The sequence below is a fragment of the Nocardiopsis baichengensis YIM 90130 genome (genome assembly GCF_000341205.1).
GTDB classification, from domain to species: domain Bacteria; phylum Actinomycetota; class Actinomycetes; order Streptosporangiales; family Streptosporangiaceae; genus Nocardiopsis_A; species Nocardiopsis_A halophila.
Window position 1 is genome coordinate 1 of record NZ_ANAS01000020.1, and the last position, 22,598, is coordinate 22,598.

Sequence of the window (22,598 nt, forward strand, 5' to 3'; positions counted from 1 at the left end):
AGGACGAAGCGTTGGTTCCGAGCCTCTAAAGAACCCGGCACGAAACAAACCTCCTCCACGACTGGTGGACCATGGCCAGCGAGAACCGGCGGGTATCGCTGAAGGACGCCGACACGGCCATCCGCCAAGCCCGCAAGGACATCGGCTGGTTGTCCGACCTTCCCGCCCAAGCTGCCCAAGCGGTGCTGAAGACGTACTTCCGGGCATGGGTGAACTGCTGGGAAGGACGCGCCGGGGAACCGACGTTCAAGGCGCGATTCCGCTCCCGGATGGGCATCGACGTCCCCCAGGGGCGCGACCTCGGCATCAGGAGGATCAGCCGCCGATGGGGCGTGGTGAAGGTTCCCAAGGTCGGTGTGATCCGGTTCCGGTGGACCAAAGATCTCCCGGTCGGCAAGTACGCCGACGTGCAGAACAGGGTGACCGGTGCCCGACTGGTGAAAGAGGCCGGCGGGTGGCATGTGGTGTTCCGCGTGCGCACCGAGGTGAAGGAACCGGCCCCGCATGTCGGCCCAGGGGTCGGTATCGACCGGGGAATCGCCAAACCGCTGGCGCTCTCAGACGGCAGCTTCCGCGAACACGATCCCTGGCTGAGCCGAGGTGAGACAGAGCGCCTGCGCCGGTTGGAGAAGAAGAAGGAACGCCAGCGGCGTTCCCGCGAGCCGGGCGAGACGACCTCGCACCGGCTCAAGCGGACCTATGACCAGATCGCAGGTGTGCGCGCGAGAGCCAAGCGACGCGCCCTGGATTGGCAGCACAAGACCACCACCGTACTCGCCGAGACCTTCGGCGTGATCGGGGCGGAAAACCTGAACATCACCAACTTGACCAGGTCAGCCAAGGGGACCGTGGATGGCCCGGGTACCAACGTCCGTCAGAAAGCCGGATTGAACCGGTCGATCAGCAAAGAGGCGTGGGGGCGAACGGTCGCCCTGCTGGAGTACAAGCTGTTCGACCGGGGCGGCCACCTGGTCAAGGTGCCCGCCCCCGATACCTCGCGCCGCTGCTCGGTATGCGGGTTCACCACCCCGGGCAACCGGGAGTCACAAGACCGGTTCGTGTGCAAGGCCCCCGGATGCGGGCACGCCGAGAACGCAGACACCAATGCCGCGCGCAACATCGGACACGCGGCAAAGCAGGAAGCGCCCCAGGATATTGCGGGTGTCAGGACGTGGAGCCTTCGGGGGTACCCGGGCGACGAAGCGTCAACCACCAGCGGCGGACATGGCCCGTTGGCTGGATTCTCCCGCCTTTAGGCGGGAGAGGATGTCAAAGGAACCGCAGCACCAGCATCGCCGTGTCGTCGGTGTGGCCGCCCGGGGCGAACTCCTCCAGTTCGCGGTCGATGCGGACGATGACCGCCTGGGCGGTCAGCCCGTTGCAGGCCGAGAAGATCTCGGTCAGCCCCTCGTCGCCCAGCATGCTGGTCTCGCTGCGGCGCTCGGTCACCCCGTCGGTGACCGCCAGCAGCACGTCCCCCGGGGTCACCTCCACCGTCTCGGTGAAGAAGTCCACGTCCTCGAACGCCCCCAGCAGCGGCTGGGAGGTGCCCACCGGCGTCACCTCGCCCTTGCGGTCCAGCTTGAGGGGCAGCGGGTGGCCCGCCGACACCAGGCGCAGGCGCATGCCCTCGCCCGGGCCGCCCGCCGGGGTCATCTCCCCGTAGAGCATCGTCAGGAACCGCGTCGAGGTGTTCTCGTCCAGGATCGCCAGGTTGAGCCGGTGCATGATGTGCGCCGGGGAATACCCCTCCCGGGCCAGCGCGCGCAGGGTGTGCCGGGCCAGGCCGGTCACCGCGGCCGCTTCCGGGCCGGTTCCGCACACGTCGCCGATGGCGAAGCACCACCGCCCGTCGGTGGCGAACACGTCGTAGAAGTCGCCGCCGACCACGGTCCGCTCGTCGGCCGGGCGGTAGAACACCGCGTGGTCGACGCCGGGGATCTCCGGCTCCTTCTCCTTGGCCGGCAGCAGGCTGCGCTGCAGCGCCTCGCTCATCTCGGTCTGCCCGGCGTACAGCCGCGCGTTCTCCATCGCCGAGGCGACCCGGCGCGCCAAGTCGTTGGCGACGTCCACGTCTTCGCGGGTGAAGTCGGCGTCGGCCGGCCGGCCCAGCGTCATCCGGCCGAGCTCGCGCCCGTGCGCCATCAGCGGGATGCTGATGGCCGGGCTCTCGGCCAGCTCCAGGCTCAGCTCGTCCTCCATCCCGGCGGCCGCGACCATCTCGCGGTTCCACAGCGGGCGCGGGCTGTGCTGCTCGGACGGGGGCAGCGTGGACAGCAGGGTGCGCAGCACGTCGTTGTAGTTCTCGTTGGTGTGCACCGCGTGCGCCAGGCGGGTCACCCCGAGGTCGTTGATGATGTGCACCGCGCACCAGTCGCCCAGCCGGGAGGTGGTGAGCTGGGCGGCGAGCGCGGCGGTCAGCGGCTCGTCCAGGGTGCCGGTGAGCAGGTCGCTGGCCTCGGCCAGGAAGCTCAGCGAGGCCCGGCGCTGCAGCTCCACCTCGGCCAGGCGGGCGCGCTCGACCGGCAGCGCCATCTTGTCGGCGCCCTCCTGCAGTCTCCGGGCGGCGGTGTCGCCGAAGTGCCGGATGCGCCGCGAGGCCACCCCGATCAGCCCGGTGATCCGCCCCTCCACGATCAGCGGGGCGGTCACCAGCGAGCGCATGCCCGCCTTGGCCAGCCGCCCGCGGTGCGCGCGGGCGATCATGAGGTCGTCGTTGATCACCGCTCCGGGCGCCGGGGCGGCCGAGGGGAAGGTCTCCTCGGTGCGGCTGCGGAACGGCCGCCACGGCGCGTCGGTCAGCCCGACCCCGGCGCGTACCTCCCACTCGGTCTCGTCGGTGGTGGCCAGGGAGATGTAGGCGGCGTCGCCGCCCAGCGCGGAGCGGGCGTACTCCACGGTGCGGTCGAGCAGGTCGGGCAGGGACAGGCGGGCGGAGAGCGCGGCGTCCAGCGCCGCCCACGGGCCGGGGCGCGGGGCCCGGCGGCGCGGCGGGTGCACCGGGTCGGGCGGGGCCAGCGGCGGTTCGGGGGCGTCCTCGGCGTCGAGCACCCGGAACCAGACGGCCTTGTCCTGCTTGCTGTAGGCCACGCCCCAGGAGGAGGCGATGGCCGCGGCCAGGGCCAGGCCGAGCCCGCCGTTGCGCGTATTGTCGGTGGAGGGGGTGGTGTCCACGCTCAGCGGGCCCGCCTGGGGGACCGCGCGCTCGGGGACCCGGTCGGCCACGACCACCTCGACGGCGCCCTGGAGCCGGCGGACGGTGACCTCCAGCGGGCTCTCGGCATGGATCACCGCGTTGGTGACCAGCTCGCTGGCGAGCAGCACCGCGTCGTCGGCGGACTGTCCGACCGCCCACTGGTCCAGCGTCTCCCGCACGAACACGCGGGCGTCTCCCGCCGCCTCCGGCACAGGGGGGAACTCCCTGTGGGCGACCCTCATCGTGTCATGTGGCATTGTGAAGCCGTACGGTTTCCTTCAGTGTCGGTTCAGGGCGGACGAGCCCCGTCGCCGCATCCGCATGATTCACCCATACCCCCATCTCGCCCGCTACCGGCCCCCGGCGGTGTCGAAAACGCGTCCGCGTGGGCACAGTAGGAGACAACGCAAGTCATCATGGCAGAACGGCCCTGTGCCGAGCAGCCCGGCCGCGCGGTGTGACCACCGAGGCCCCCGTGTGCCCGCACCCCCCGTGTTCCGCGGCGGTGCGGGCGGCGGCCGGAGGCCCCGCACGCAGCGCTTAGGAGGGGATCGATGCCCGAGGCGACCCGGGCGCCGGCGACGGAAGAGCACTTCGACGAGCTTCTCGGCGCCCTCTACAGTATGCGCGACGGCGATTTCAGCGTCCGGCTGAACCCCCGCGCCGACGGCAAGGCGGGCGAGATCGCCGCCGTCTTCAACGAGGTCCTCGACCACTGCGAGCAGCTCAGCAGCGAGCTGCAGCGGGTGGGCGACGTGGTGCGCGAGGAGGGGCGGCTGACCGAGCGGGTCTCAGTGAGCCCCGCCCGCGGGGCCTGGGGCAAGAGCGTGCGCGCCCTCAACCACATGCTGGACGAGGTCAGCGAGCCGGTCACCGAGGTGGCGCGGATCCTGGACTCGGTCGCCGGCGGCGACCTGTCCCAGCGCGCCGAACTCACCAGCCGCCGCGGCGACCTGCACGGGGACCTGCGCCGCCTGGCGGTCTCGGTGAACCGCATGGCCGACCAGATGAGCAAGTTCACCACCGAGGTCACCCGGGTGGCCCGGGAGGTGGGCACCGAGGGCAAGCTCGGCGGCAGCGCGGAGGTGGAGGGCGTCTCCGGCGCCTGGCTGGACGTCACCGAGGCGGTCAACCAGATGGCCTCCCGGCTCACCGCGCAGGTGCGCGACATCTCCACGGTCACCACCGCGGTCGCCCGCGGCGACCTGAGCCGCCAGGTGACCGTGGACGTGCAGGGCGAGATGCTGCTGCTCAAGGAGACCGTGAACACCATGGTCGACCAGCTGTCCACGTTCGCCGACGAGGTGACGCGGGTGGCCCGGGAGGTGGGCACCGAGGGCAAGCTGGGCGGGCGCGCCAACGTCAAGGGCGTCTCCGGCACGTGGAAGGACCTGACGAACAACGTCAACTCCATGGCCGACAACCTCACCAACCAGGTGCGGGACATCTCCCAGGTGACGACCGCGGTCGCGCGGGGCGACCTCACCAAGAAGGTGACGGTGGACGTCCAGGGCGAGATGCTGCAGCTGAAGGACACCGTGAACACGATGGTGGACCAGCTGGACTCCTTCGCCGACGAGGTCACCCGCGTGGCCCGCGAGGTCGGCTCGGAGGGCAAGCTGGGCGGGCGCGCCAACGTCAAGGGCGTGTCGGGGGTCTGGAAGGACCTGACCGACAACGTGAACTCGATGGCGAACTCGCTGACCTACCAGGTCCGCAACATCTCGCAGGTGACCACGGCGGTGGCGCGCGGCGACCTGTCCAAGAAGATCACCGTGGACGCGCAGGGCGAGATGCTCGAGCTGAAGGACACCGTGAACACGATGGTGGACCAGCTGGACTCCTTCGCCGACGAGGTCACCCGCGTCGCGCGCGAGGTCGGCACCGAGGGCACGCTCGGCGGCCAGGCGCACGTCCGAGGGGTGTCGGGGGTCTGGAAGGACCTCACGGACAACGTGAACTCGATGGCGAACTCGCTCACCTACCAGGTGCGCAACATCTCCGAGGTCACCCGCGCCGTCGCCGGCGGCGACCTGACCAAGAAGGTCACGGTGAACGCCAAGGGCGAGATGCTGGAGCTGAAGGGCACCATCAACACCATGGTGGACCAGCTCTCGGCGTTCGCCGCCGAGGTCACCCGGGTGGCCCGCGAGGTGGGCACCGAGGGCCAGCTGGGCGGGCGCGCCGAGGTGCGCGGCGTGTCGGGCATCTGGAAGGACCTGACCGACAACGTCAACTCGATGACGCAGAGCCTGACCAACCAGGTGCGCGACATCTCCCAGGTGACCACGGCGGTGGCGCGCGGTGACCTCACCAAGAAGATCACCGTCGACGTCCAGGGCGAGATGCTGCAGCTGAAGGACACCGTGAACACCATGGTGGACCAGCTCTCGGCGTTCGCCATCGAGGTCACCCGGGTGGCGCACGAGGTGGGCTCGGAGGGCCAGCTGGGCGGCCAGGCCAAGGTCGACGGGGTCTCGGGCACCTGGAAGCAGCTCACCGACAGCGTGAACGAGCTGGCCTCCAACCTGACCACGCAGGTGCGGGCGATCGGCGAGGTGGCCGCGGCGGTCACCGCGGGCGACCTGACCCAGAACATCCACCTGGACGTGCGCGGGGAGATGCTGGAGCTGCGCGACAACATCAACCTGATGGTCGCCAACCTGCGCGAGACCACCGCCGCCCAGCGCGACGACGACTGGCTCAAGTCCAACCTGGCCCGCGTCTCCGCGCGCATCCAGGGCCACCGCGACCTCAACGAGCTGGCGCGGCTCATCATGACCGAGGTGACGCCGCTGGTCGACGCCCAGCACGGCGCCTGCTACCTGCCCGAGGACGAGGACGACGAGGGCGTGTACCGGCTCTACGCCGGCTTCGGCTTCCAGCCCGAGGAGGCCCGGCGCCGGGTGCGCGCCGGGGTGGGCCTGGCCGGCGAGGCGGTCGCCCAGAAGCGCGAGCAGATCGTCATCAACGTCCCGGCGGACTACGTGCGCGTGGAGTCGGGCCTGGGCGAGGCGCCGCCGCTGAGCCTGGCGATCCTGCCGATCGTCTCGGAGGACCGGGTCCTGGGCGTGGTGGAGTTCGGCTCCTTCGGCGAGTTCCGCGAGGTCCACCTCAACTTCCTGCGCGAGCTGGTCAACCTGCTGGGCACCACGATCAACACGGTGCTGGCCAACTCCAAGACCGAGTACCTGCTGGCCCAGTCCCGCCAGCTGACGATCGCCCTGCAGGAGCGCTCCAACGAGCTGCAGCGCCAGCAGGAGGAGCTGCGCCGCAAGAACGCCGAGCTGCACAGCAAGGCCGGGCAGCTGGCCAGCCAGAACCGCGCCATCGAGCTGCAGAACCGGCAGATCGAGCGGGCGCGGCGCTCCCTGGAGGACCGGGCGCACCAGCTGCAGGTCTCCTCCAAGTACAAGTCCGAGTTCCTGGCGAACATGTCGCACGAGCTGCGCACGCCGCTGAACAGCCTGCTCATCCTGGCCCGGCTGCTGGCCGACAACACCGAGCAGAACCTGACCTCCAAGCAGGTGGAGTTCGCCCAGACCATCCACAAGGCCGGCAGCGACCTGCTGGAGCTCATCGACGAGATCCTGGACCTGGCCAAGGTGGAGTCGGGCCGGGTGGAGGTGCAGCCGGCCGACGTGGCCATCGGCCAGCTGGTGGACTACGTCGAGGCCACCTTCCGGCCGCTGACCAGCGACCGGGGCCTGGCGTTCGGCGTGGAGGTGTCCCCGGACATCCCCAACTACCTGTGGACCGACGAGCAGCGGCTCCAGCAGATCCTGCGCAACCTGCTCTCCAACGCGGTCAAGTTCACCTCCTCGGGCGAGGTGCGGCTGCTGATCCGCCCGGCCTGGGCGCTCGACGACGCCGACCTGGACCTGTTCGGGGAGAACGAGGAGGTCATCGCCTTCTCGGTGGCCGACACCGGAATCGGTATCCCCGAGGACAAGCTGCAGGTCATCTTCGAGGCGTTCCACCAGGGCGACGGCGGGACCTCGCGCCGCTTCGGCGGCACCGGCCTGGGGCTGTCCATCAGCCGCAACTTCGCCCGGCTGCTGGGCGGGGAGATTCGGGTGGAGAGCACCGTCGGCCAGGGCAGCAGCTTCACGCTGCTGCTCCCGGTGCGCCTGCCCGAGGGCGTGGAGGAGCGGATGGCCGACGGGCTGGAGGCGGTCCCGCCGCTGGAGGCGACGGACTCGGCCGAGATCGAGCCGCTGACCACCGGGGTGGCCATGCCCGAGGCGCCCGACAGCCCGGCCGACCTGACCGTCCTGCCCGACCTGGAGCCCGACCCCGAGCCGGACCAGCAGCCCGAGGCGGTCCCGGTGCTGCGCGGGACCGAGGCCGAGGACGCCGAGGACGGCGAGGAGGCGCCGGACGTGGAGCACCGCGAGGTCCTGCAGGGCCGCACGGTGCTCATCGTCGACGACGACATCCGCAACGTGTTCGCCCTGGCGAGCGCGCTGGAGGCGCAGGGGCTCACCGTGCTCTTCGCCGACAACGGCCGCACCGGCATCGAGAAGCTGGAGGCCAACGAGGACGTCGAGGTCGTCCTGATGGACATCATGATGCCCGAGCTGGACGGCAATGCGACGACGCGCGCCATCCGGGAGATGCCCCAGTTCGCCGACCTGCCGATCATCTCGCTGACCGCGAAGGCGATGCAGGGCGACCGGGACCGCAGCCTGGAGGCGGGCGCGTCGGACTACGTCACCAAGCCGGTGGACCTGGACCACCTGCTCGACGTGATTCAGAAGTGGCTGGAGCCCGGCTCCGGCGAGGACGGCCCCGAAGAGCAGGAGTAGTGGACGTGGCGCAGAAGGCCAACATCCTCCTCGTGGACGACCGCGATGAGAACCTCACGGCCCTGGAGGCCATCCTGGCCTCACTGGACCAGAACCTGGTGCGCGCCAGTTCCGGCGAGGGTGCGCTCAAGGCGCTGCTGGAGGAGGACTTCGCGGTCATCCTGCTGGACGTGATGATGCCGGGGATGGACGGGTTCGAGACCGCCACCCACATCAAGCAGCGGGAGAAGACCCGCGACGTGCCGATCATCTTCCTGACCGGGGTGGGCGTCGACCGGCACCAGGTCTTCCGCGGGTACGCCTCGCGCTCCATCGACTACCTGACCAAGCCCTTCGACCCGTGGGTGCTGCGGTCGAAGGTGGAGGTCTTCGTGGAGCTGTTCCAGACCAAGCGGCGGCTGCAGGACCAGGCCCGGCTGCTGCGGCGGCAGCTGGGCGACGAGACCGGGGCCGAGACCGAGTCGCTGACCGGGCGGCTGTCGCGGCGCATGGCCGAGGTCAACACCAGCCTGGAGCAGCTGCGGGAGCTGATCGTCACCGCGGAGCGGGACCCGGACCCGCGCACGGTGGAGGCGGTGCGCGCGCTGGACCGCTCGATGGCGCAGCTGTCCACGATGGTGGAGTCGCTGCACGGCGCGGAGTAGGGGCCGGGCGGGCAGCGGCCGCGCTCGGTGCAGCCCGCCCATCACCCTGAGTAGGAATGACCTGGGTGGCCGGATCCGGCCACCCAGGTCATTCGCATATGGGGTCCACGATCCGTCGGCCGTGTCATGACGGAACGTGTTCGAACGGCCGATCGGGCGGGGGCGGTCGGCGCAGGTGGGCGGTGTCGGCCCGATCCGGTTCCCCCGATCACCCGGCCGCCCGGTGTGACGTGTGGCACATGAAGGGGGGTCGGGGGGCGGCGGTGCCCTCATGTTCCGCCGCTGTCCAGGCGGGCTCCCCGTTGCTAGCGTTCAGCCCATCGCAGGGAGCGCCGCCGAAGGCCGCGCGGCCGGTGCCGCCGCCCCGGTGCTCCCCGATGCGGGCCCGATCCTGTCCCTGCCGGCGCCCCGCCGCGATCGGTGCACCGCCCCCTCCCACATCCCCGGTGCGCGAAGCATTCCCCTATCCCGATCCGAATCGGAGCAAGAACGTGTCGCGTACTCCACAGCGCCTGGCCGCGGGTTTCGCGGTCTTCGGTTTCGCCGCCCTGGGCAGCGCCCTGTCCGCGCATGCGGAGCCCGAGCCGATCACCAAGGCCTTCGACTACGACTGCACCTCCCAGCAGGGCTGGGAGGAGAGCGGGCAGATCGAATGGACGTTCGGCGTCACCAACGGTGACTCCTTCGACCCGGGCGAACAGGTCCGGTCCCTCGGCAACTCGCAGTGGCGCTACGCCTACCCCGAGGGCGCCGGCAACGTCGAGCGCGTGACCGTCCGCCACGAGGTCGACCTGTCCGGCGGCGCCGCCACCGACGAGAAGGTCACCTTCAAGAGCCGCTGGACCGGGAGCGCGCCGGCGGAGGCCTTCCAGGAGGGCACCGAGGAAGGCGACTGGCAGTACCCGAGCCAGGAGGCGGGCACCCGGGCCGGAGACGGCAGCAACCTGGTGTTCAGCGGCGGGGACGTCGTCGCCAGCGTGCTCTTCGAGAGCGGCGAGCACTGGGTCACCTCGTGCACGCCGGCCGGCGACTCCGAGATCACCCGCGTGGCGGTGTCCGGCAAGCCGGACCCCGAGGAGCCGGAGGACCCGGACGACGGTGACGACGGCGACGGTGAGGACCCCGGTGGTGACGACGGAGACGGCGGGGACGGCGGCGACGGCCAGAACCCGGGCGGCGACGACGGTGACGACGGTGACGGCGAGGACCCCGGTGGTGACGACGGGGACGGGGACGGTGGCGACGGCCAGAACCCCGGTGGTGACCAGGGTGACGGCGATGAGGGCGACAAGGGCGGTGACAAGGGTGATGACAAGCCTGCGCCCGGTGACGGCTCGGCCGGCGGTGACGACGGCGGGAGCCTGCCGGTGACCGGTGCGGCGCTGGGAGGCATGGTGGCCGCGGCTGTGGCCGCGGTCGGCGGTGGAGGTGCGGCGATGTACTTCTCCCGCAAGAAGAAGGCCGCGGCGTCCGGTGACGCGGAGGTCTGACCCGGTCTGTGAGTGGCCGGTGACCGTTCGATGACCCGGGTCCACGCAGGGCCCGGCTGAACGGCCGACCGACGAGAGGGCGGCGGGGCGACCCCGCCGCCCTTGTTTTCGGTCGGTGGTGCCTTCGACGAGCGGCTGGCCGAATCCGGCCAACGGTGAGGGGCCATGTGAACCTTGTGCCGAAAGCGAGGGATTCGTCGCCGCACGTGGCGTCGCGGGGCGTAGTGGGACTTCATTCACCTGCGGAGACGTCGGCCGAGGGGAGTGGGAGGCCGTTCGGGGGCCTGGAGCGGGGGCGTATCGATCCGGTCTCGTGCAGCAGAGCGCGACGGTGCTTGAAGTCCTAAAACGCGCGCATCGCTACGCTTGTCATGTTTTCAGTCGCCCTCGTGGCGGCGCGCCCGCTCACGCGCCATGAGGCCGGCCTCCGCAAGCGGAGGGCGTCCTGTTCCCTCGCCTTTCCCAGAGCCCTCGCCCCAGGGGTGCTCCGGAGGCCGCAGCGGTGAGCGATCCCCCGATGATTTGGAGCGATCGACGTTGTCCCGTACGACCAGACGCATGACCGCCGGTTTCGCCGTCTTCGCCTTCGCCGCCCTGGGCGCGGCCCCCGCCCTGGCGGATGAGGCTCCCGAGGCGAAGCAGGACGCCGGCCTTGAGACCCCTCAGACGATGGACGCCCCCTCTGAGCAGTCCTTCGCCGAGGTCGCCTACACCTGCACCAGCGAGTGGGGTGACGAGGAGGCCGTCACGGTGGGGTGGTTCTTCGAGACCAGTGCCGTCGACGGTGAGGCCGAGGTCGGCAGCACCCTGATGCACGGCGGGTACTTCGGCGGGTTCACCTACTGGACCGTCGAAGAGGGCGGTCCGGTCACCTCCCTGTCCCTCCGGGGGCGGGTCCGCTCCGAGGGCGATGGCGCGGCGGGCCCCGAGGAGCACCTCACGGCGAACTGGTCGGGCAGCGCCGAGGACCCGTTCGAGGAGACGGAGGGCTGGGACGACGAGGGCATGTTGGGCGAGCGCGAGCTCACCCGCCCCGGTTCCATCACCTACCGGCCCTCCGGTATCACCGTCATCGCGGAGCAGGAGGACGGCACCAGCACGACCACCACCTGCGCCCCCGACGCGACCCCCACCCCGGTCCTGACGGAGGTCACCGTCACCGGCGGGGACGACGGCGGCGACGACGGCGAAGACCAGAACCCCGGCGGTGACGACGGGGACGGCGGGGATGACGGCGACGGCCAGAACCCGGGTGGCGACGACGGTGACGACGGCGACGGCCAGGGCCCCGGCGGTGACGACGGGGACGGGGACGGTGGCGACGGCCAGAACCCCGGTGGTGACCAGGGTGACGGCGATGAGGGTGACAAGGGTGATGACAAGCCTGCGCCCGGTGACGGCTCGGCCGGCGGTGACGACGGCGGGAGCCTGCCGGTGACCGGTGCGGCGCTGGGCGGCATGGTGGCCGCGGCTGTGGCCGCGGTCGGCGGTGGCGGTGCGGCGATGTACTTCTCCCGCAGGAAGAAGGCCGCCGCGTCCGAGACCGATGCCTGAGGTGTCCGACGACGTGAGCTGAAGTCCCGCGCGGGCGCCCGGCGATGACCCGGGCCCCGCGCGGACCGGACGGGCGACGGGGAACCGTCGCCCGTCGTGCTTCCCGCTCGGACGGCCCGCCTCCCACCGAACAGAGGAGGGAAGTCGTTCACGCCTCCGAACCGTCACCATCCGGCAGGGCGGCCGCTGCGACGGCCGCGGTGCTCGCGGGGGCGACCGTGGCGCGGTGATGTACACCACCCGTGGGAAGAAGGGCGCCCTCTCCACCGGCTCCGGTGCCTCGGACGAGGGGAGCGCCCTGGCCGGGGAAGCCGCCGCTCCCCGGGGCAGTGCATCGTACGGGTCCCTCGCACCCGTCCTGCGGGCGGCATAGGATCGGATGCGGAGCGAAGGAACACGCCTCTCAACCGCCCCTACACCCCCTACATCCCCCATCATGACTGGAGCGTGGGCCCGTGTCCCCCCGTATCGCAACCGGTCTCGCCGCACTAGCGGCGTTCGTCGCTGCCGGATCCGCCCCTGCCTGGGCCGACGCGCCGGAAGCGGAACCGTCCGCGTCCGCATCCGCCTCTCCCACGGCCGAACGGTCCCCCGTCGGCCCGTCGGCATCCCCCTCGCCCTCGCCTTCCCCCTCGCCCGACGCCTCCCCCTCCACGGAGCGGCCCGGGGACGACGACGGCGCGGACGCCCAGGAGCCCTCGCCGGACATGGAGGCGTCTCAGGACGGGGACGAAGCCTCGCCCGACGGAGATGAGGGGGACGACGGGACGGACGATAGGGACGGCGACCCCGATGACGACGGTGCCGATCCCCTTGAGCTGGAAGGACCGGACCCCGAGGAGTTCGGGGACCACGTCGCCGAACTCGACTACGTCTGTACCCTGCCGAACGACCGCGGGACCACGGAGCAGAAGTTCCTGTGGAGCGCCTGGGCGGTGCCCGAGGACCCGACGGAAGGCCAGAGGGTCCAGGTCGGCGCCGTCTTCGCCGGCGACTACTCCTGGCTGGTCGATGAGGACGGCGGGATCATCGAGGCGGACGCCGTGACCGAGACGGGGACGGTGGAGCTCGGCGGCAGGGCCGCGCCCCAGGAGACGATGGACTTCACGGTGCGCGCGACGCGCGGCGACGGGCCGTTCGGGCTCGAGTGGGACTTCGACGGCTCGTCCGCGGAGACCACCCCGGAGCGTGCCGGGTCCCTCACGTTCACGCCCGGTGCGGTGCAGATGGTCGTGGAGGCCGAGGGGGACAAGTCCGTCACCGAGTGCGCCCCGGCGAAGTCGGTCGACCCGCTGCTCGAACTCACGGTCGCCGAGGACGGCGCGAGCGGCGGTGACGGCGGCGGTTCCGGTGGCGGCGACGACCGGGCGGCCGGGGGGAACGGCCGCTCGATCTCCACGCCGCTGGGCGACCTGCCGGTGACGGGCCCGGCGCTCCTGGGCCTGGCGGGTGCCGGTGCGGTGTCCTTGGGGGCGGGGAGCACGGCCATGTACCTGGCCAGAAAGCGGCCGGGCGCGGACGACTGACCGGGTCGTGACCGACCGGATTCCAAGGAGGCGGGCGCGGTGAGGCGCCCGCCTTCCTCGTGGGCCCGGATCCGTCGCCGCGATCCCCTGCCGGCGGCTCAGGACAGGATCTCGACGTGGCCGTCCGTTCCGTTCACCCGGATCCGCTGCCCGTCCCGGATCAGCGCGGTGGCGTTCTCCACCCCCACGACGGCCGGCAGGCCGTACTCCCGGGCGACCACCGCGCCGTGCGTCATCATGCCCCCGACCTCCGTCACCAGCCCTTCGAGCGTGACGAACAGGGGCGACCAGCTGGGGTCGGTGAAAGCTGTGACCAGGATGTCTCCCGCCTCCAGGTCGGCCTCCTCCATGTCCAGGACGACCCGGGCGTGCCCCTCGACGGTCCCGGAGGACACCGGCAGGCCCGCCAGCGCCCCGTCCGGCACGTCCCGGCGCCGGTAGGACCCGGTGACGGCCTCGCCCTCGGAGGTGAGCACCCGGGGCGGCGTGAGCGCCTCGAAGCCCGTGAACTCCTCCCGGCGGCGGCGGATGAGCCCGTCGTCCGCCCACCCGGTGCGCACGGCGTCGCGGAACTCCTCGAAGGTGAGGAAGAAGGCGTCCTCCCGGTCGCGGAGCACCCCGGCCCGCACCAGCCCGTCCGCCTCCGCCAGCAGAGCCCGCTTGTAGACGAGGTAGCGGCTGATCATGAAGTACTTCGGGTACTCGCGGTAGCCGATGAAGGTGCGGACGAGACCGATCCTGCGCTCGACCTCCTCGGCCCTGCCCTCGCCGTCCGGGAGCGCCCGCAGGCGCTCCAGCACCTCGCGCTCCTTTTTCCGCGCCTCCTGAAGCCCCTGCTCGAAGCGGCGTGCCCCGGCCCCCGGCTCGAAGTTGTCGATGTGGCTCAGGAGTACGGGCACGAGCGTGGCGGGGCGCTCGCTCCAGCGCGGGCGCGTGATGTCGATCTCCCCGACGCAGCGCATGCCGTAGTCGTCCAGGTAGGCCTGGATCGCGTCGCGCGCCTGCCGGCCGCCGGGCAGGCCGGTCAGCCCCTCCAGGAGGTCCTCGGCTCCGGCGTCTCCGACGGTGCGCAGGTGGGCGACGACCTCCGGGTGCGGGCGGACCGCGTCGGCCACGTCCAGCAGCGCGAGCCCCATCTGCGAGGTCACGTTGCCGGGGGCGGACTGCGTGAGCGCTTCGGCGGCGTTCTGCTCGCCCAGCCACGCGGACAGCTTGTCGTTGAGCCACGCCGACGCCTCCATCGCCGCCATGATCACCCGTGTGGAGTGCGGGTCGAACATGAGCCGCTTCAGTTCGGCGAGGTCCTCGACGATGACGTCGAACAGCTCCGGGCCGGACGCGGCCCCGACGGCGCGTTCGGCGGCGGCGGTCGACTCCCGGCCGCGCGCGACCAGCTCGGCGACGACGGCCGGGTCGGCGTCGACCTCGCCCGGTGCGCCGCCGGAGGGAGGCGCCGCGGGTGCCGCCCCGTCCTCGGCCGGCGGGATGAGGCCGCCGCGGTCGAGGACGGTCCGGAGCGCGTCCCCGATCAGCGGATCGGACCGGTCGAAGACCTCCAGGTACGCTGCGCGGCTCGCCGGCGCCGCCAGGGCCGCGGTGACGTCGACGAACAGCCTCCCGCCGGCCTCGGCCATCGGGCGCGGCGTCGTCATCTGCCAGAACGACAGGCCCAAGGGCTTCAACGGGTCGGTCATCATCTGCTGGTGGCCGACGGAGATGTAGACGCGGTTCCCCCGGGCCCCGTCCCCGTCCCCGCCCCGGGCCTCGGGGACGGGGAACAGCGTGGTGACCGGTCGGCTCTGCACGATCCGGAAGCCGCCGTCGGCCAGGCACCACTCGATGTCCTGCGGGCGGCCGAAGTACGCCTCGATCCGCCGGCCGAGCTCTGCGAGCCGCACCGCCTGCTCATCGGTGAGCACCTGCCGCTCCTGCTCATCGCCCCCGATCGGCCGCTCCCGCGTCCCGCCGCCCGGGACGGGGTCCAGGGCCGACCGCTTGGCCGCGACCTCCTTCCCGACGACCGCGCCGTCGCGGACCCTGTGGACGTCGGCGTTGACCCGGCCGGAGACCAGGGCCTCGCCCAGGCCGAACACGGACTCCACGGCGGACACCCTCCGGTTCCCGGTGACGGGGTCGGCCGTGAACAGGGTGCCGGAGGCCTCCGAGGCGACCATGCGCTGCACGAGCACGGCCATGGCGGCCTTGCGGTGGTCGAAGCCGTTCTGCAGGCGGTAGGCGGTCGCCCGCTCGGTGAAGAGCGACGCCCAGCACAGGCGGACGTGTTCGAGGACCGAGGCGGGCCCCACGACGTTCAGGTAGGTGTCCTGCTGTCCGGCGAAGGAGGCCGCCGGCAGGTCCTCGGCGGTCGCGCTGGAGCGGACGGCGTAGGCCGCGTCCTCGCCGAGCCGGGCGAGCGGCCGCGTGACGGCCGCCGCCAGGTCGTCGGGGACCGGGCACTCCTCGATGGCGCGGCGGACCTGCGCGCTGAGGGTGCGGATCTCGTCCCGGTCGCCGGGCGCCGCGGCCGCGAGCCGGTCGAGCAGGCCGCCGATCTCCGGTACGCCGGCGACGACCCGCCGGAAGGCGGCGGTCGTCACGCAGTAGCCGTCGGGGACGCTGACGCCGTCGATCCGCGAGAGCTCACCGAGGTGCGCGCCCTTCCCGCCGACGTCCGCGATCCGGTCCCGGCCGGCCTCCCGCAGGTCCAGCACATAGGAATCGTGCCGGACGGATTCCTCCGTACCGCCATTGGTCTCGAGCATGCGCCACTTCCCCCGTACGTCGGTTCTGACCTGCAGGATTCTGCACGACGCCCGGGGTCTTGCCGCAAGCCCCGGGGGCTGCTATACATTGAAAGTGGCAGGGAGGAACTTTTCTCCCCGCCTTTTTTGTTTCCGGGGCCGATTCGCGGCCGAACGGGGGCCGACGGGCGTATCGGGCGGGATTCCCCAGGGGGAGCACCCCTCGCGCCGCCGGACCGGGACGAGATCGCCGCCCGCCGGGAACGCCCGTCCGCGGCCTCCGTCCGCGACCCCGGCAGGTCCCGGCAGGTCCCGGCAGGCCACGGCCGCGTCGGTCGGAGCGGCGCAGCGTGCCCCTGTCCAGGTCGTCACGGCTGCTGCGCGAACCGACGCACATCGACCGCCGGGCGCGGCGACCAGAGCGCGTGCCACCGTCGGGGCCGACGCCCGCCCGGCGTAAGGCGGCCACGATCACACGGCGAAACATGACGACACAGCGAGACCGGACGCGATCGGCGGGCGAGCGAGGCGGCATCGAAGAGAGGCGGTCGGCCCCGGTCCGGTCAGCTCGTCGGACGGGGCGGCAGAGCGAGGCCGATGTGCTCGCCGATCTCCTCGATCAGACCCAGGTCGGCCAGGCGGAACGCCCCCCGGTTGCTGCGCCGGATCAGGGTCAGCGCGCCGCGCACGCCGCGGCTGCTCACCAGGGGAACGCTCAGCAGGGACCCCGCGCCCAGCACGCTCAGCAGCGGCGCCCCGTCGGCGGCGGCTCCCAGCGCGGTCTCGTCCTCGATCTGCTGGTCCAGCACCGACGTCCCGGTCGCCAGCACCTGCCCCGGCACCTCGGTGGCACCCGGGTCGCGGCCCTCCAGCAGCTCCCGGTGGCCGTGGGCCTCCGGGGCGGCCACCACGGCGCGCCGCGCCCGCGAAGGGTCTCCCGGCAGGTCGCACACGTCCACCAGCACCCAGTCGGCGTAGGAGTCGGCGAGCAGCGCCGCCGCCTCGTCCAGGGCCAGCGGCCGCCCGGCGCCGCCGGGGCCGGCCGAGGCCAGCAGCAGCCGCGTCATCCGGGTCAGCACGTCCAGGCGGCGCGCGGCCAGCACCACCACCTGGTCCTCCACCTCCGGCTCCAGCGGCGCGGGACCCTCGTCGCCGCCCCCGTCGGCCGCCGGCGAGACCACCGCCAGTACCAGGGGGTTGGCCTCGGTGGTCACGTCGAGCCGGGTGAGGGTCAGGTGCACGTCCTCGGCCCAGCCGCGCTGGGCCAGGCGGGACTCGAAGGAGGCGGTCTCCCCGCCGCGCAGCACGGCGGCCAGCCACGACCGCATCGGGGCGCGCCGCCGCAGGTCCACGAAGTTGGAGAACGGCTTGCCGGTCAGGTAGCCGGGGGCGCTGCCCAGCCGCTCGGCGGCCAGGGTGTTGATGCGCCGGATGTAGCCCTCGTGGTCCAGGAGCAGCACCGGCACGGTGAGTTCGTTGAAGGCCGCGCGCAGCACCGCCTTCTCGTCGTCGCCGGAGGGCGCCCGGCGCGGTCCGGTGTCGGCGGCGTCCGCGGCGAGCCGCTCGCCGCAGTCCCGCAGCAGCGTTCCGGCGTAGGACAGCTCGGCCAGCGCGGCCTCGGCGGTGCCCGCGGCGTCGTCCGGATACATGCCCAGGGTGGTGCGCAGCGCGTCCGCCCGCTCGTTCAGCTCCGCGATCTCCCGCTGTAGATCGGCGAGGTTCTCCGGCACGCTCTCGGACTCCAGCCCCTGTTCTGTGAAAATGCATGATCATGCGGGTCGGCGGCGGGTGCGCGCCGCCGGGCCCCTACCGACGCTAACGCATGCGCGGCCCCCCGGGTTCTGCGGTTACCGTGGAGTCGGCGAACGGCCGGAAGGGGGCGGCAGGTGAGCGACGCGGCGACACCCGCGTGGGTGGAGCGGCTCGCGCGCGAGATCGGCGCCCTGGGGCAGGCCGAGGGCAGTGGGCCCGAGCGTGCGATGGACCGGATGAGCGCGGCCGCCGCGCGCGGCGTGCCCGGCTGCTCGGCGGCGCTCGTGGTGATCTGGCGGGGGGTCCGCCCCGGCGACGAGGACGGGGCCGGCGGGGAGCGCTGCGCGGCCGGCAGCCACGTCGTGGTCGACTACGGCGCCTCCCACTCGGACCTGGCGACCGCGCTGGAGCGCCAGTACGCCGTCGACCAGGGGCCCGCGGTGGAGGCGGTGCGGGAGATGCGCGCGGTCACCGTCGGCGACGTCCTGCGCGAGGACCGCTGGCCGGACTACCTGAGCGCGGCGGTGCAGTGCGGGGACCGGTCCTCGGTGACCTTCCCGTGCCAGATGGAGGAGGAGGTCGTCACCTTCGGGGTGCACTCCGGGCGCGGCGACGCCTTCGACGTGGAGGCGGTGGCGCCGCTGGTGGCGCTGCTGGCCGAGCACGCGGCGATGGCGCTGCACAGCGCGGGCAGGTACGTGGACGCCGCACGCGAGGCGGCCCACATGCGCAGGGCGATGTCCGCCCGCGCCGTCATCGACCAGGCCAAGGGGATTCTGATGCACGCCCGCGGGTGCGGCGCCGCCGAGGCGTTCGAGGAGCTGCGCCGGGTGGCGCAGCGCAACCGGATCAAGGTCGCCGACGTGGCGCGGCGCCTGGTGGAGGAGAACGCCGAGGCGACCGTGCGGGCGCGGTGAGGGGTTGCGGAGGGCGACGCGGTGTATCGGTGTGGTGACGGTGGACGGCCGTACCTGTCTCGCCGTTCGGGCGGGCGCTAGTGTGGGCGGGTGGAGTCCACGACAGGCGCGAGCGAGGAGTGTGGGCGTGCCGTCTCAGATCCCGGTCAGCAGGGACGGTGACGCGGTGGTCGTCGCCCCCGAGGGGGACATGGACGCCGTCACCTCTCCGGCCCTGGCGGAGGTCCTCGACGGCCTCCTGACCGCCGAGGTGCCGCCGCGGGGGATCGTCATCGACTTCGCCAAGGTGAGCTTCTGCGACTCCCGCTGCATCGGCGTGCTGGTCCAGTCCTACCGGCAGGCGCGCGACCGGGGCATCGGCCTCGCGGTGGCGGCCCCGCAGCGGGCGGTGCACCGCCTGTTCGTGATCGCCGGCATCGACCAGGTGATCACCATCGAGGACGACCCGGGGGACGCCCGAGAGGCGGTCCTGGCCGGCACCTGAGCCGGTCGGCAAAGGTCCGCGGCCTGATCCGCCGACCGTCGTCGGGCCGGGCGGGGGGCTAAATCCGGAAGTGGGCCCGCATCCGCGTGCCGTCCGGGCCGGGCAGGACTTCCAGGAAGTCGCAGACCTGCCGGGTGATCCACAGGCCGTAGCCCCGGCCGCCGAGGCCGTCGGCGGGGCGGAAGCCCACCAGCGGGTCGTCCAGCGCGGCCGAGCCGTCCAGGACCTCGCACACCAGGCGGCCCCCTTCGCGCCACAAGGTCACCGTTCCCTTGCCCGCGCCGTGCTCCAGCACGTTCGCCGCCAGCTCGTTGACCGCCACGAGCAGGTCGGACCGGCGCCCCTGCGGCAGGCCCGCGGCCTCGGCCAGGCCCACCGCCTCCTCGCGCACCGACGGCAGGTCCGGGCGGATGTCCATGGTCAGCACCGGGTCGGCGGGCGGCGGGACCGGCGGTGCGGCGGCGCCCGCGGCCTCCTCGGCGGTCCGGTGGGACGGGTTGGGGCGCACGCCCCCCTGCGCCAGCAGCAGCGGGTGCGCCTCCAGCGCGCCCCGCAGCGCCGCGGGGTCCAGCGCGGAGGTGTCGTGCAGGCACAGCACCGCCAGCCGGTCCCCGGCCAGCGCCCGGTGCACGGCCGCCTCCATGCGCCGCCACTGGTCGCGCTCCAGCCGCGTCCCCGACGGCGGCGCCGGTTCACCGACGAACAGCGCCCCCGCGCCGCCCGCCTCCACGGCCAGCCGGTGCAGCGCCCCGACCGTGCGTCCCGGGGCGTCGTAGTACTCCGCGCGGTCGGCGAAGCGCACCCGGCGCAGCAGGGGCTCGGGCAGGCGGGCGCGCAGGGCCTCCCGCAGGGCCTCCCGCAGCCGGTCGCCGACCGCGACGGTCACGCGCCGCCCGCCCTCGGCGCCCGCCGCGATGCGGGGCAGCACGGGGGCGCACAGCCCGGCGCCGGACCCGCCGAACACCGCGGCGTGCTCCACGGCTGCGGCCCCGCCGTCCGGGGGCGCGGCGTGCGACGTCATGGCATCACCCCGGACGGTCCTCCCGGTCGCGTCGGGAACGTGGCGGCGCAGGCGCAGGCCCCCCATCACGGGGCCGTCTCCGGACTAGTGTGCATCATCGCCCGCGGCCAGCGGGAGGCCGTCCGCGCCCGGAAGGGCGGTGCGGTAGACCCGCTCGGTCTCGGCGGCGACCCGCTGCCAAGTGAACCGCGAGCGCGCCCGGTCGGCGCCGGCGATGCCGTGCGCGGAGCGGGTGGTGGCCTCGTTCATCATCCCGCGCACCGCGCGGGCCAGGGTGTCGGGGCGGGCCGAGCGCAGCAGCATCCCGGTGGTGCGGTCCAGCACCGCGCCGGTGGGACCGCCGGCCGCCCGGGCGATCACCGGGAGCCCGCAGGCCATCGCCTCCAGCACGGCGCCGCCGTAGGGGTCGTAGCGGTCGGCCGAGGCGAAGATGTCGGCCGACCGGAGCAGCCGGGGCAGCTCCTTGCGCTCCACCGGGCCCATCAGGTGCACCCGGTCGTCCACCCCCGCCTCCTTGGCGCGCAGCTCCAGGCGGCGGGCGTCCTCGTCCAGCGCCACCTCCAGCGGCGCGGCGGCCACCACCAGCAGCTCGGCGTCGGGCAGCCGCACCATCGTGTCGATGAGCCGGTCCGGGCCGCCCGAGGCCGGTCCGGAGACGGTGATCACCCGGGTGCGGTCCTGGCGGCGCTGGCTCCACGGCTCGGCGGCGGCCCCGCCCTCGACGCTGAAGTGGTCGGTGTCCACGCCGAACGGCACCACGGCCACCCGGTGCCGCGGCAGCCCCATGCGGGCGAGCTCGAACCGCAGGTCGGCGGAGCTGACCGCGACCGCGTCGGCCCGGCCGGCGATGGCGGCCTCCAGGCGCACCCGCTCGGGGCGCTCGGGCAGGCCGGCCCGCTGCTCGGTCGCGTTGAGGGAGTGGAACGTCTGCACCACCGGCACGTCGCCCAGGCCCCCGGCGCCGTGCACGGCGGACAGTGCGGCCAGGCCGCTTGTCCAGCCGAGCGCGTGGACCACGTCGGGGGCGTCGTCCTTCAGGGAGGCGGTCAGCGCCGTGGCGAACGCGCCGGTGTGGTCGGCCTCCTCGTGCTCCTGCAGGGGGCGCTCGGGGCCGGCGCCGAGGATCTCGGCGTGCACGCCGCGCCCCATCCGGGAGCGGCCCACCGGGTCGGAGGTGCTCTTGCGGGCGTAGACGGTCACCCGGTGGCCGAGTTTGGCCAGGTGGCGGGAGAGCGAGGCGACGTGGACGCTGTCACCGCAGGTGGGCTCGCCCCTGTGTGCTGCGAGGGGGGCGGTGTGCTCGGCGATCAGGGCGATCTTCACGGAGTGCTCCTCGTGGCGATGGAGTCGGAAGGGCGTGCTCCGCGAGCGGGGGGCGGAGCACAGGGGGGCAGGGGCCCGGGAGCGTGTGGGGGCACGGAGGCCGGGCCGCATGGTGACGGAGACGGAGAACGGACGGGTGTCCGGAGAACGGTGAGAGAGAAATGGGGACGCATGGAATCACACCTAACGGGTTCCTGAGGAAACACGTGTAGCGCCCGCCTCAGCACCGGGAGTGAACCCCGGGAGGGAGCGCTCAGAGGAGGTGTGTCTGCGTCTTAGACACCCAGCGGACCCCATTCTGCCAGAGCGGTTCGAGGGCCGACAACGCGCCTCCGGCGTGCGGGAACGCGGTCGCGGGGCGGGTCGCGGGCGGTGCCGGGCGTTTGCAGTGCAAGGACTCGGGCACGGTGGCGGCGACGGAGCCCCGGCAGGACGGAGGACAGGGGTATGGGGTTCACGGATCCCCTCCCCGACTATCGGGGGGCGGGGCGACTGGCCGGACGGCGCGCACTGGTCGCCGGAGACTTCGAGGAGGACGGGCCCGGTGCGGTGGCGGCCGCGCTGGCCAAGGAGGGCGCGGCGGTGGCGGCCGCCGGGGACGCGGGACGGCCGGGGGTCGTCGCCGGCCCCCTCCCCGTCGTCCCCGGACCGGAGTCCGGCGGCCGGGCGGGCGGTGCGCCGAGCGGAGTGGAACGGGCGGCGCGGGACGCCGCCCGGCTGGGGGCGTGGGCGCTGGCGCTGCACTGCCCCATGGGGAGCGAGACGGCCTGCCGTGCGGCGGTGGCGCACGCCGCGCTGGAGTTCGGGGCCCTGGACGTGCTGGTGGCGGCGGCGCCCGTGGGGCCCGGGGCCCCACGGGAGGCGGTGGCGTGGCTGGTCCGCGCCGCCCGCGACTTCATGCCGGCGGGGTCGTCGGTGGTGCTGGTGGGCGGCGCGTGGGCGGTCGACCCGGTGGGGTGGGCGCGGTCGCTGGGCGGGCCGCTGCGGAGCCGGGGCATCCGGGTGGAGACGGCGGGGGCGGGGCCCGCCGCGGGCCCGGAGGAGCGGGCCCGGTCGTGCGTGGCGGCGGCCGCCCGGAACGGGGTGCCCTCGCCCATGGCGCGCGGCTGATCCCGGAACTGCGGCGCCGGGCGATTTCCGCC

Annotated in this window: 14 protein-coding genes; 9 read left to right on the top strand and 5 right to left on the bottom strand. The window is 73.1% G+C overall.

Annotation, left to right across the window (positions count from 1 at the left end; all coding sequences use genetic code 11):
- Positions 1 to 71 precede the first annotated feature (71 nt).
- Positions 72 to 1,256: an RNA-guided endonuclease InsQ/TnpB family protein gene (locus C892_RS32305; RefSeq protein ID WP_017558112.1), complete on the top strand. Its 1,185-nt coding sequence runs from the start codon at positions 72 to 74 to the stop codon at positions 1,254 to 1,256.
- A gap of 13 nt (positions 1,257 to 1,269) precedes the next feature.
- On the opposite strand, the gene C892_RS0116750 is transcribed toward C892_RS32305, so the two are convergent.
- The gene (locus C892_RS0116750; protein ID WP_026124421.1) at positions 1,270 to 3,438 is read right to left on the bottom strand and encodes a SpoIIE family protein phosphatase; all 2,169 of its coding nucleotides are present in this window, start codon (positions 3,436 to 3,438) and stop codon (positions 1,270 to 1,272) included.
- A gap of 312 nt (positions 3,439 to 3,750) precedes the next feature.
- Here C892_RS0116750 and C892_RS0116755 point away from each other — a divergent pair, with 312 nt between their 5' ends.
- From C892_RS0116755 to C892_RS30075, 5 genes are all read left to right on the top strand, one after another.
- Positions 3,751 to 8,004 carry a HAMP domain-containing protein gene (locus C892_RS0116755; RefSeq protein WP_017558114.1) on the top strand — a complete coding sequence of 1,418 codons (4,254 nt, stop codon included), beginning with the start codon at positions 3,751 to 3,753 and terminating at the stop codon, positions 8,002 to 8,004.
- Between the two features lie 5 nt (positions 8,005 to 8,009).
- Positions 8,010 to 8,648 carry a response regulator gene (locus tag C892_RS0116760; RefSeq protein ID WP_026124422.1) on the top strand — a complete coding sequence of 213 codons (639 nt, stop codon included), beginning with the start codon at positions 8,010 to 8,012 and terminating at the stop codon, positions 8,646 to 8,648.
- A 491-nt stretch (positions 8,649 to 9,139) separates the two neighbouring features.
- Complete coding sequence (locus C892_RS0116765) at positions 9,140 to 10,138, top strand: hypothetical protein (protein WP_017558115.1); 999 nt, start codon at positions 9,140 to 9,142, stop codon at positions 10,136 to 10,138.
- 558 nt (positions 10,139 to 10,696) lie between these two features.
- Positions 10,697 to 11,692 (top strand): hypothetical protein, encoded by a 996-nt coding sequence (locus C892_RS0116770; protein WP_017558116.1) that lies wholly within the window; start codon positions 10,697 to 10,699, stop codon positions 11,690 to 11,692.
- A gap of 707 nt (positions 11,693 to 12,399) precedes the next feature.
- Positions 12,400 to 13,218 (top strand): hypothetical protein, encoded by an 819-nt coding sequence (locus tag C892_RS30075; RefSeq protein ID WP_026124424.1) that lies wholly within the window; start codon positions 12,400 to 12,402, stop codon positions 13,216 to 13,218.
- A gap of 98 nt (positions 13,219 to 13,316) precedes the next feature.
- Here the strand turns inward: C892_RS30075 and rph are convergent, their stop codons facing one another.
- Both rph and C892_RS0116785 read right to left on the bottom strand, forming a co-directional pair.
- Positions 13,317 to 15,980 carry a rifamycin-inactivating phosphotransferase gene (gene rph, locus C892_RS0116780; protein WP_017558117.1) on the bottom strand — a complete coding sequence of 888 codons (2,664 nt, stop codon included), beginning with the start codon at positions 15,978 to 15,980 and terminating at the stop codon, positions 13,317 to 13,319.
- A 542-nt stretch (positions 15,981 to 16,522) separates the two neighbouring features.
- Positions 16,523 to 17,689: a GAF domain-containing protein gene (locus C892_RS0116785; RefSeq protein WP_017538756.1), complete on the bottom strand. Its 1,167-nt coding sequence runs from the start codon at positions 17,687 to 17,689 to the stop codon at positions 16,523 to 16,525.
- 156 nt (positions 17,690 to 17,845) lie between these two features.
- Here C892_RS0116785 and C892_RS0116790 point away from each other — a divergent pair, with 156 nt between their 5' ends.
- Together C892_RS0116790 and C892_RS0116795 are read left to right on the top strand one after the other, a co-directional pair.
- On the top strand, positions 17,846 to 18,628 hold the full coding sequence (locus C892_RS0116790) for a GAF and ANTAR domain-containing protein (RefSeq protein ID WP_017558118.1): 783 nt from the start codon (positions 17,846 to 17,848) through the stop codon (positions 18,626 to 18,628).
- Positions 18,629 to 18,755: 127 nt separating this feature from the next.
- Complete coding sequence (locus C892_RS0116795; RefSeq protein ID WP_017558119.1) at positions 18,756 to 19,112, top strand: STAS domain-containing protein; 357 nt, start codon at positions 18,756 to 18,758, stop codon at positions 19,110 to 19,112.
- A gap of 58 nt (positions 19,113 to 19,170) precedes the next feature.
- Here the strand turns inward: C892_RS0116795 and C892_RS0116800 are convergent, their stop codons facing one another.
- The gene (locus C892_RS0116800) at positions 19,171 to 20,133 is read right to left on the bottom strand and encodes an anti-sigma factor RsbA family regulatory protein (protein ID WP_239647421.1); all 963 of its coding nucleotides are present in this window, start codon (positions 20,131 to 20,133) and stop codon (positions 19,171 to 19,173) included.
- 84 nt (positions 20,134 to 20,217) lie between these two features.
- On the bottom strand, positions 20,218 to 21,456 hold the full coding sequence (locus tag C892_RS0116805; RefSeq protein ID WP_017538760.1) for a glycosyltransferase: 1,239 nt from the start codon (positions 21,454 to 21,456) through the stop codon (positions 20,218 to 20,220).
- 447 nt (positions 21,457 to 21,903) lie between these two features.
- On the opposite strand from C892_RS0116805, the gene C892_RS0116810 reads away from it, so the two are divergent.
- Entirely contained in the window at positions 21,904 to 22,566 is a 663-nt protein-coding gene (locus C892_RS0116810) for a hypothetical protein (RefSeq protein WP_017538761.1), read from the top strand.
- Positions 22,567 to 22,598 lie beyond the last annotated feature (32 nt).

What these genes read in the sequence shown, in the direction of transcription:
- C892_RS32305 (WP_017558112.1), top strand. Translation starts at nt 72, where the DNA reads ATGGCCAGCGAGAACCGGCGGGTATCGCTGAAGGACGCCGACACGGCC.
- C892_RS0116750 (WP_026124421.1), bottom strand. Translation starts at nt 3,438, where the DNA reads ATGAGGGTCGCCCACAGGGAGTTCCCCCCTGTGCCGGAGGCGGCGGGA.
- C892_RS0116755 (WP_017558114.1), top strand. Translation starts at nt 3,751, where the DNA reads ATGCCCGAGGCGACCCGGGCGCCGGCGACGGAAGAGCACTTCGACGAG.
- C892_RS0116770 (WP_017558116.1), top strand. Translation starts at nt 10,697, where the DNA reads ATGACCGCCGGTTTCGCCGTCTTCGCCTTCGCCGCCCTGGGCGCGGCC.
- C892_RS30075 (WP_026124424.1), top strand. Translation starts at nt 12,400, where the DNA reads ATGGAGGCGTCTCAGGACGGGGACGAAGCCTCGCCCGACGGAGATGAG.
- rph (WP_017558117.1), bottom strand. Translation starts at nt 15,980, where the DNA reads ATGCTCGAGACCAATGGCGGTACGGAGGAATCCGTCCGGCACGATTCC.
- C892_RS0116800 (WP_239647421.1), bottom strand. Translation starts at nt 20,133, where the DNA reads ATGACGTCGCACGCCGCGCCCCCGGACGGCGGGGCCGCAGCCGTGGAG.
- C892_RS0116810 (WP_017538761.1), top strand. Translation starts at nt 21,904, where the DNA reads ATGGGGTTCACGGATCCCCTCCCCGACTATCGGGGGGCGGGGCGACTG.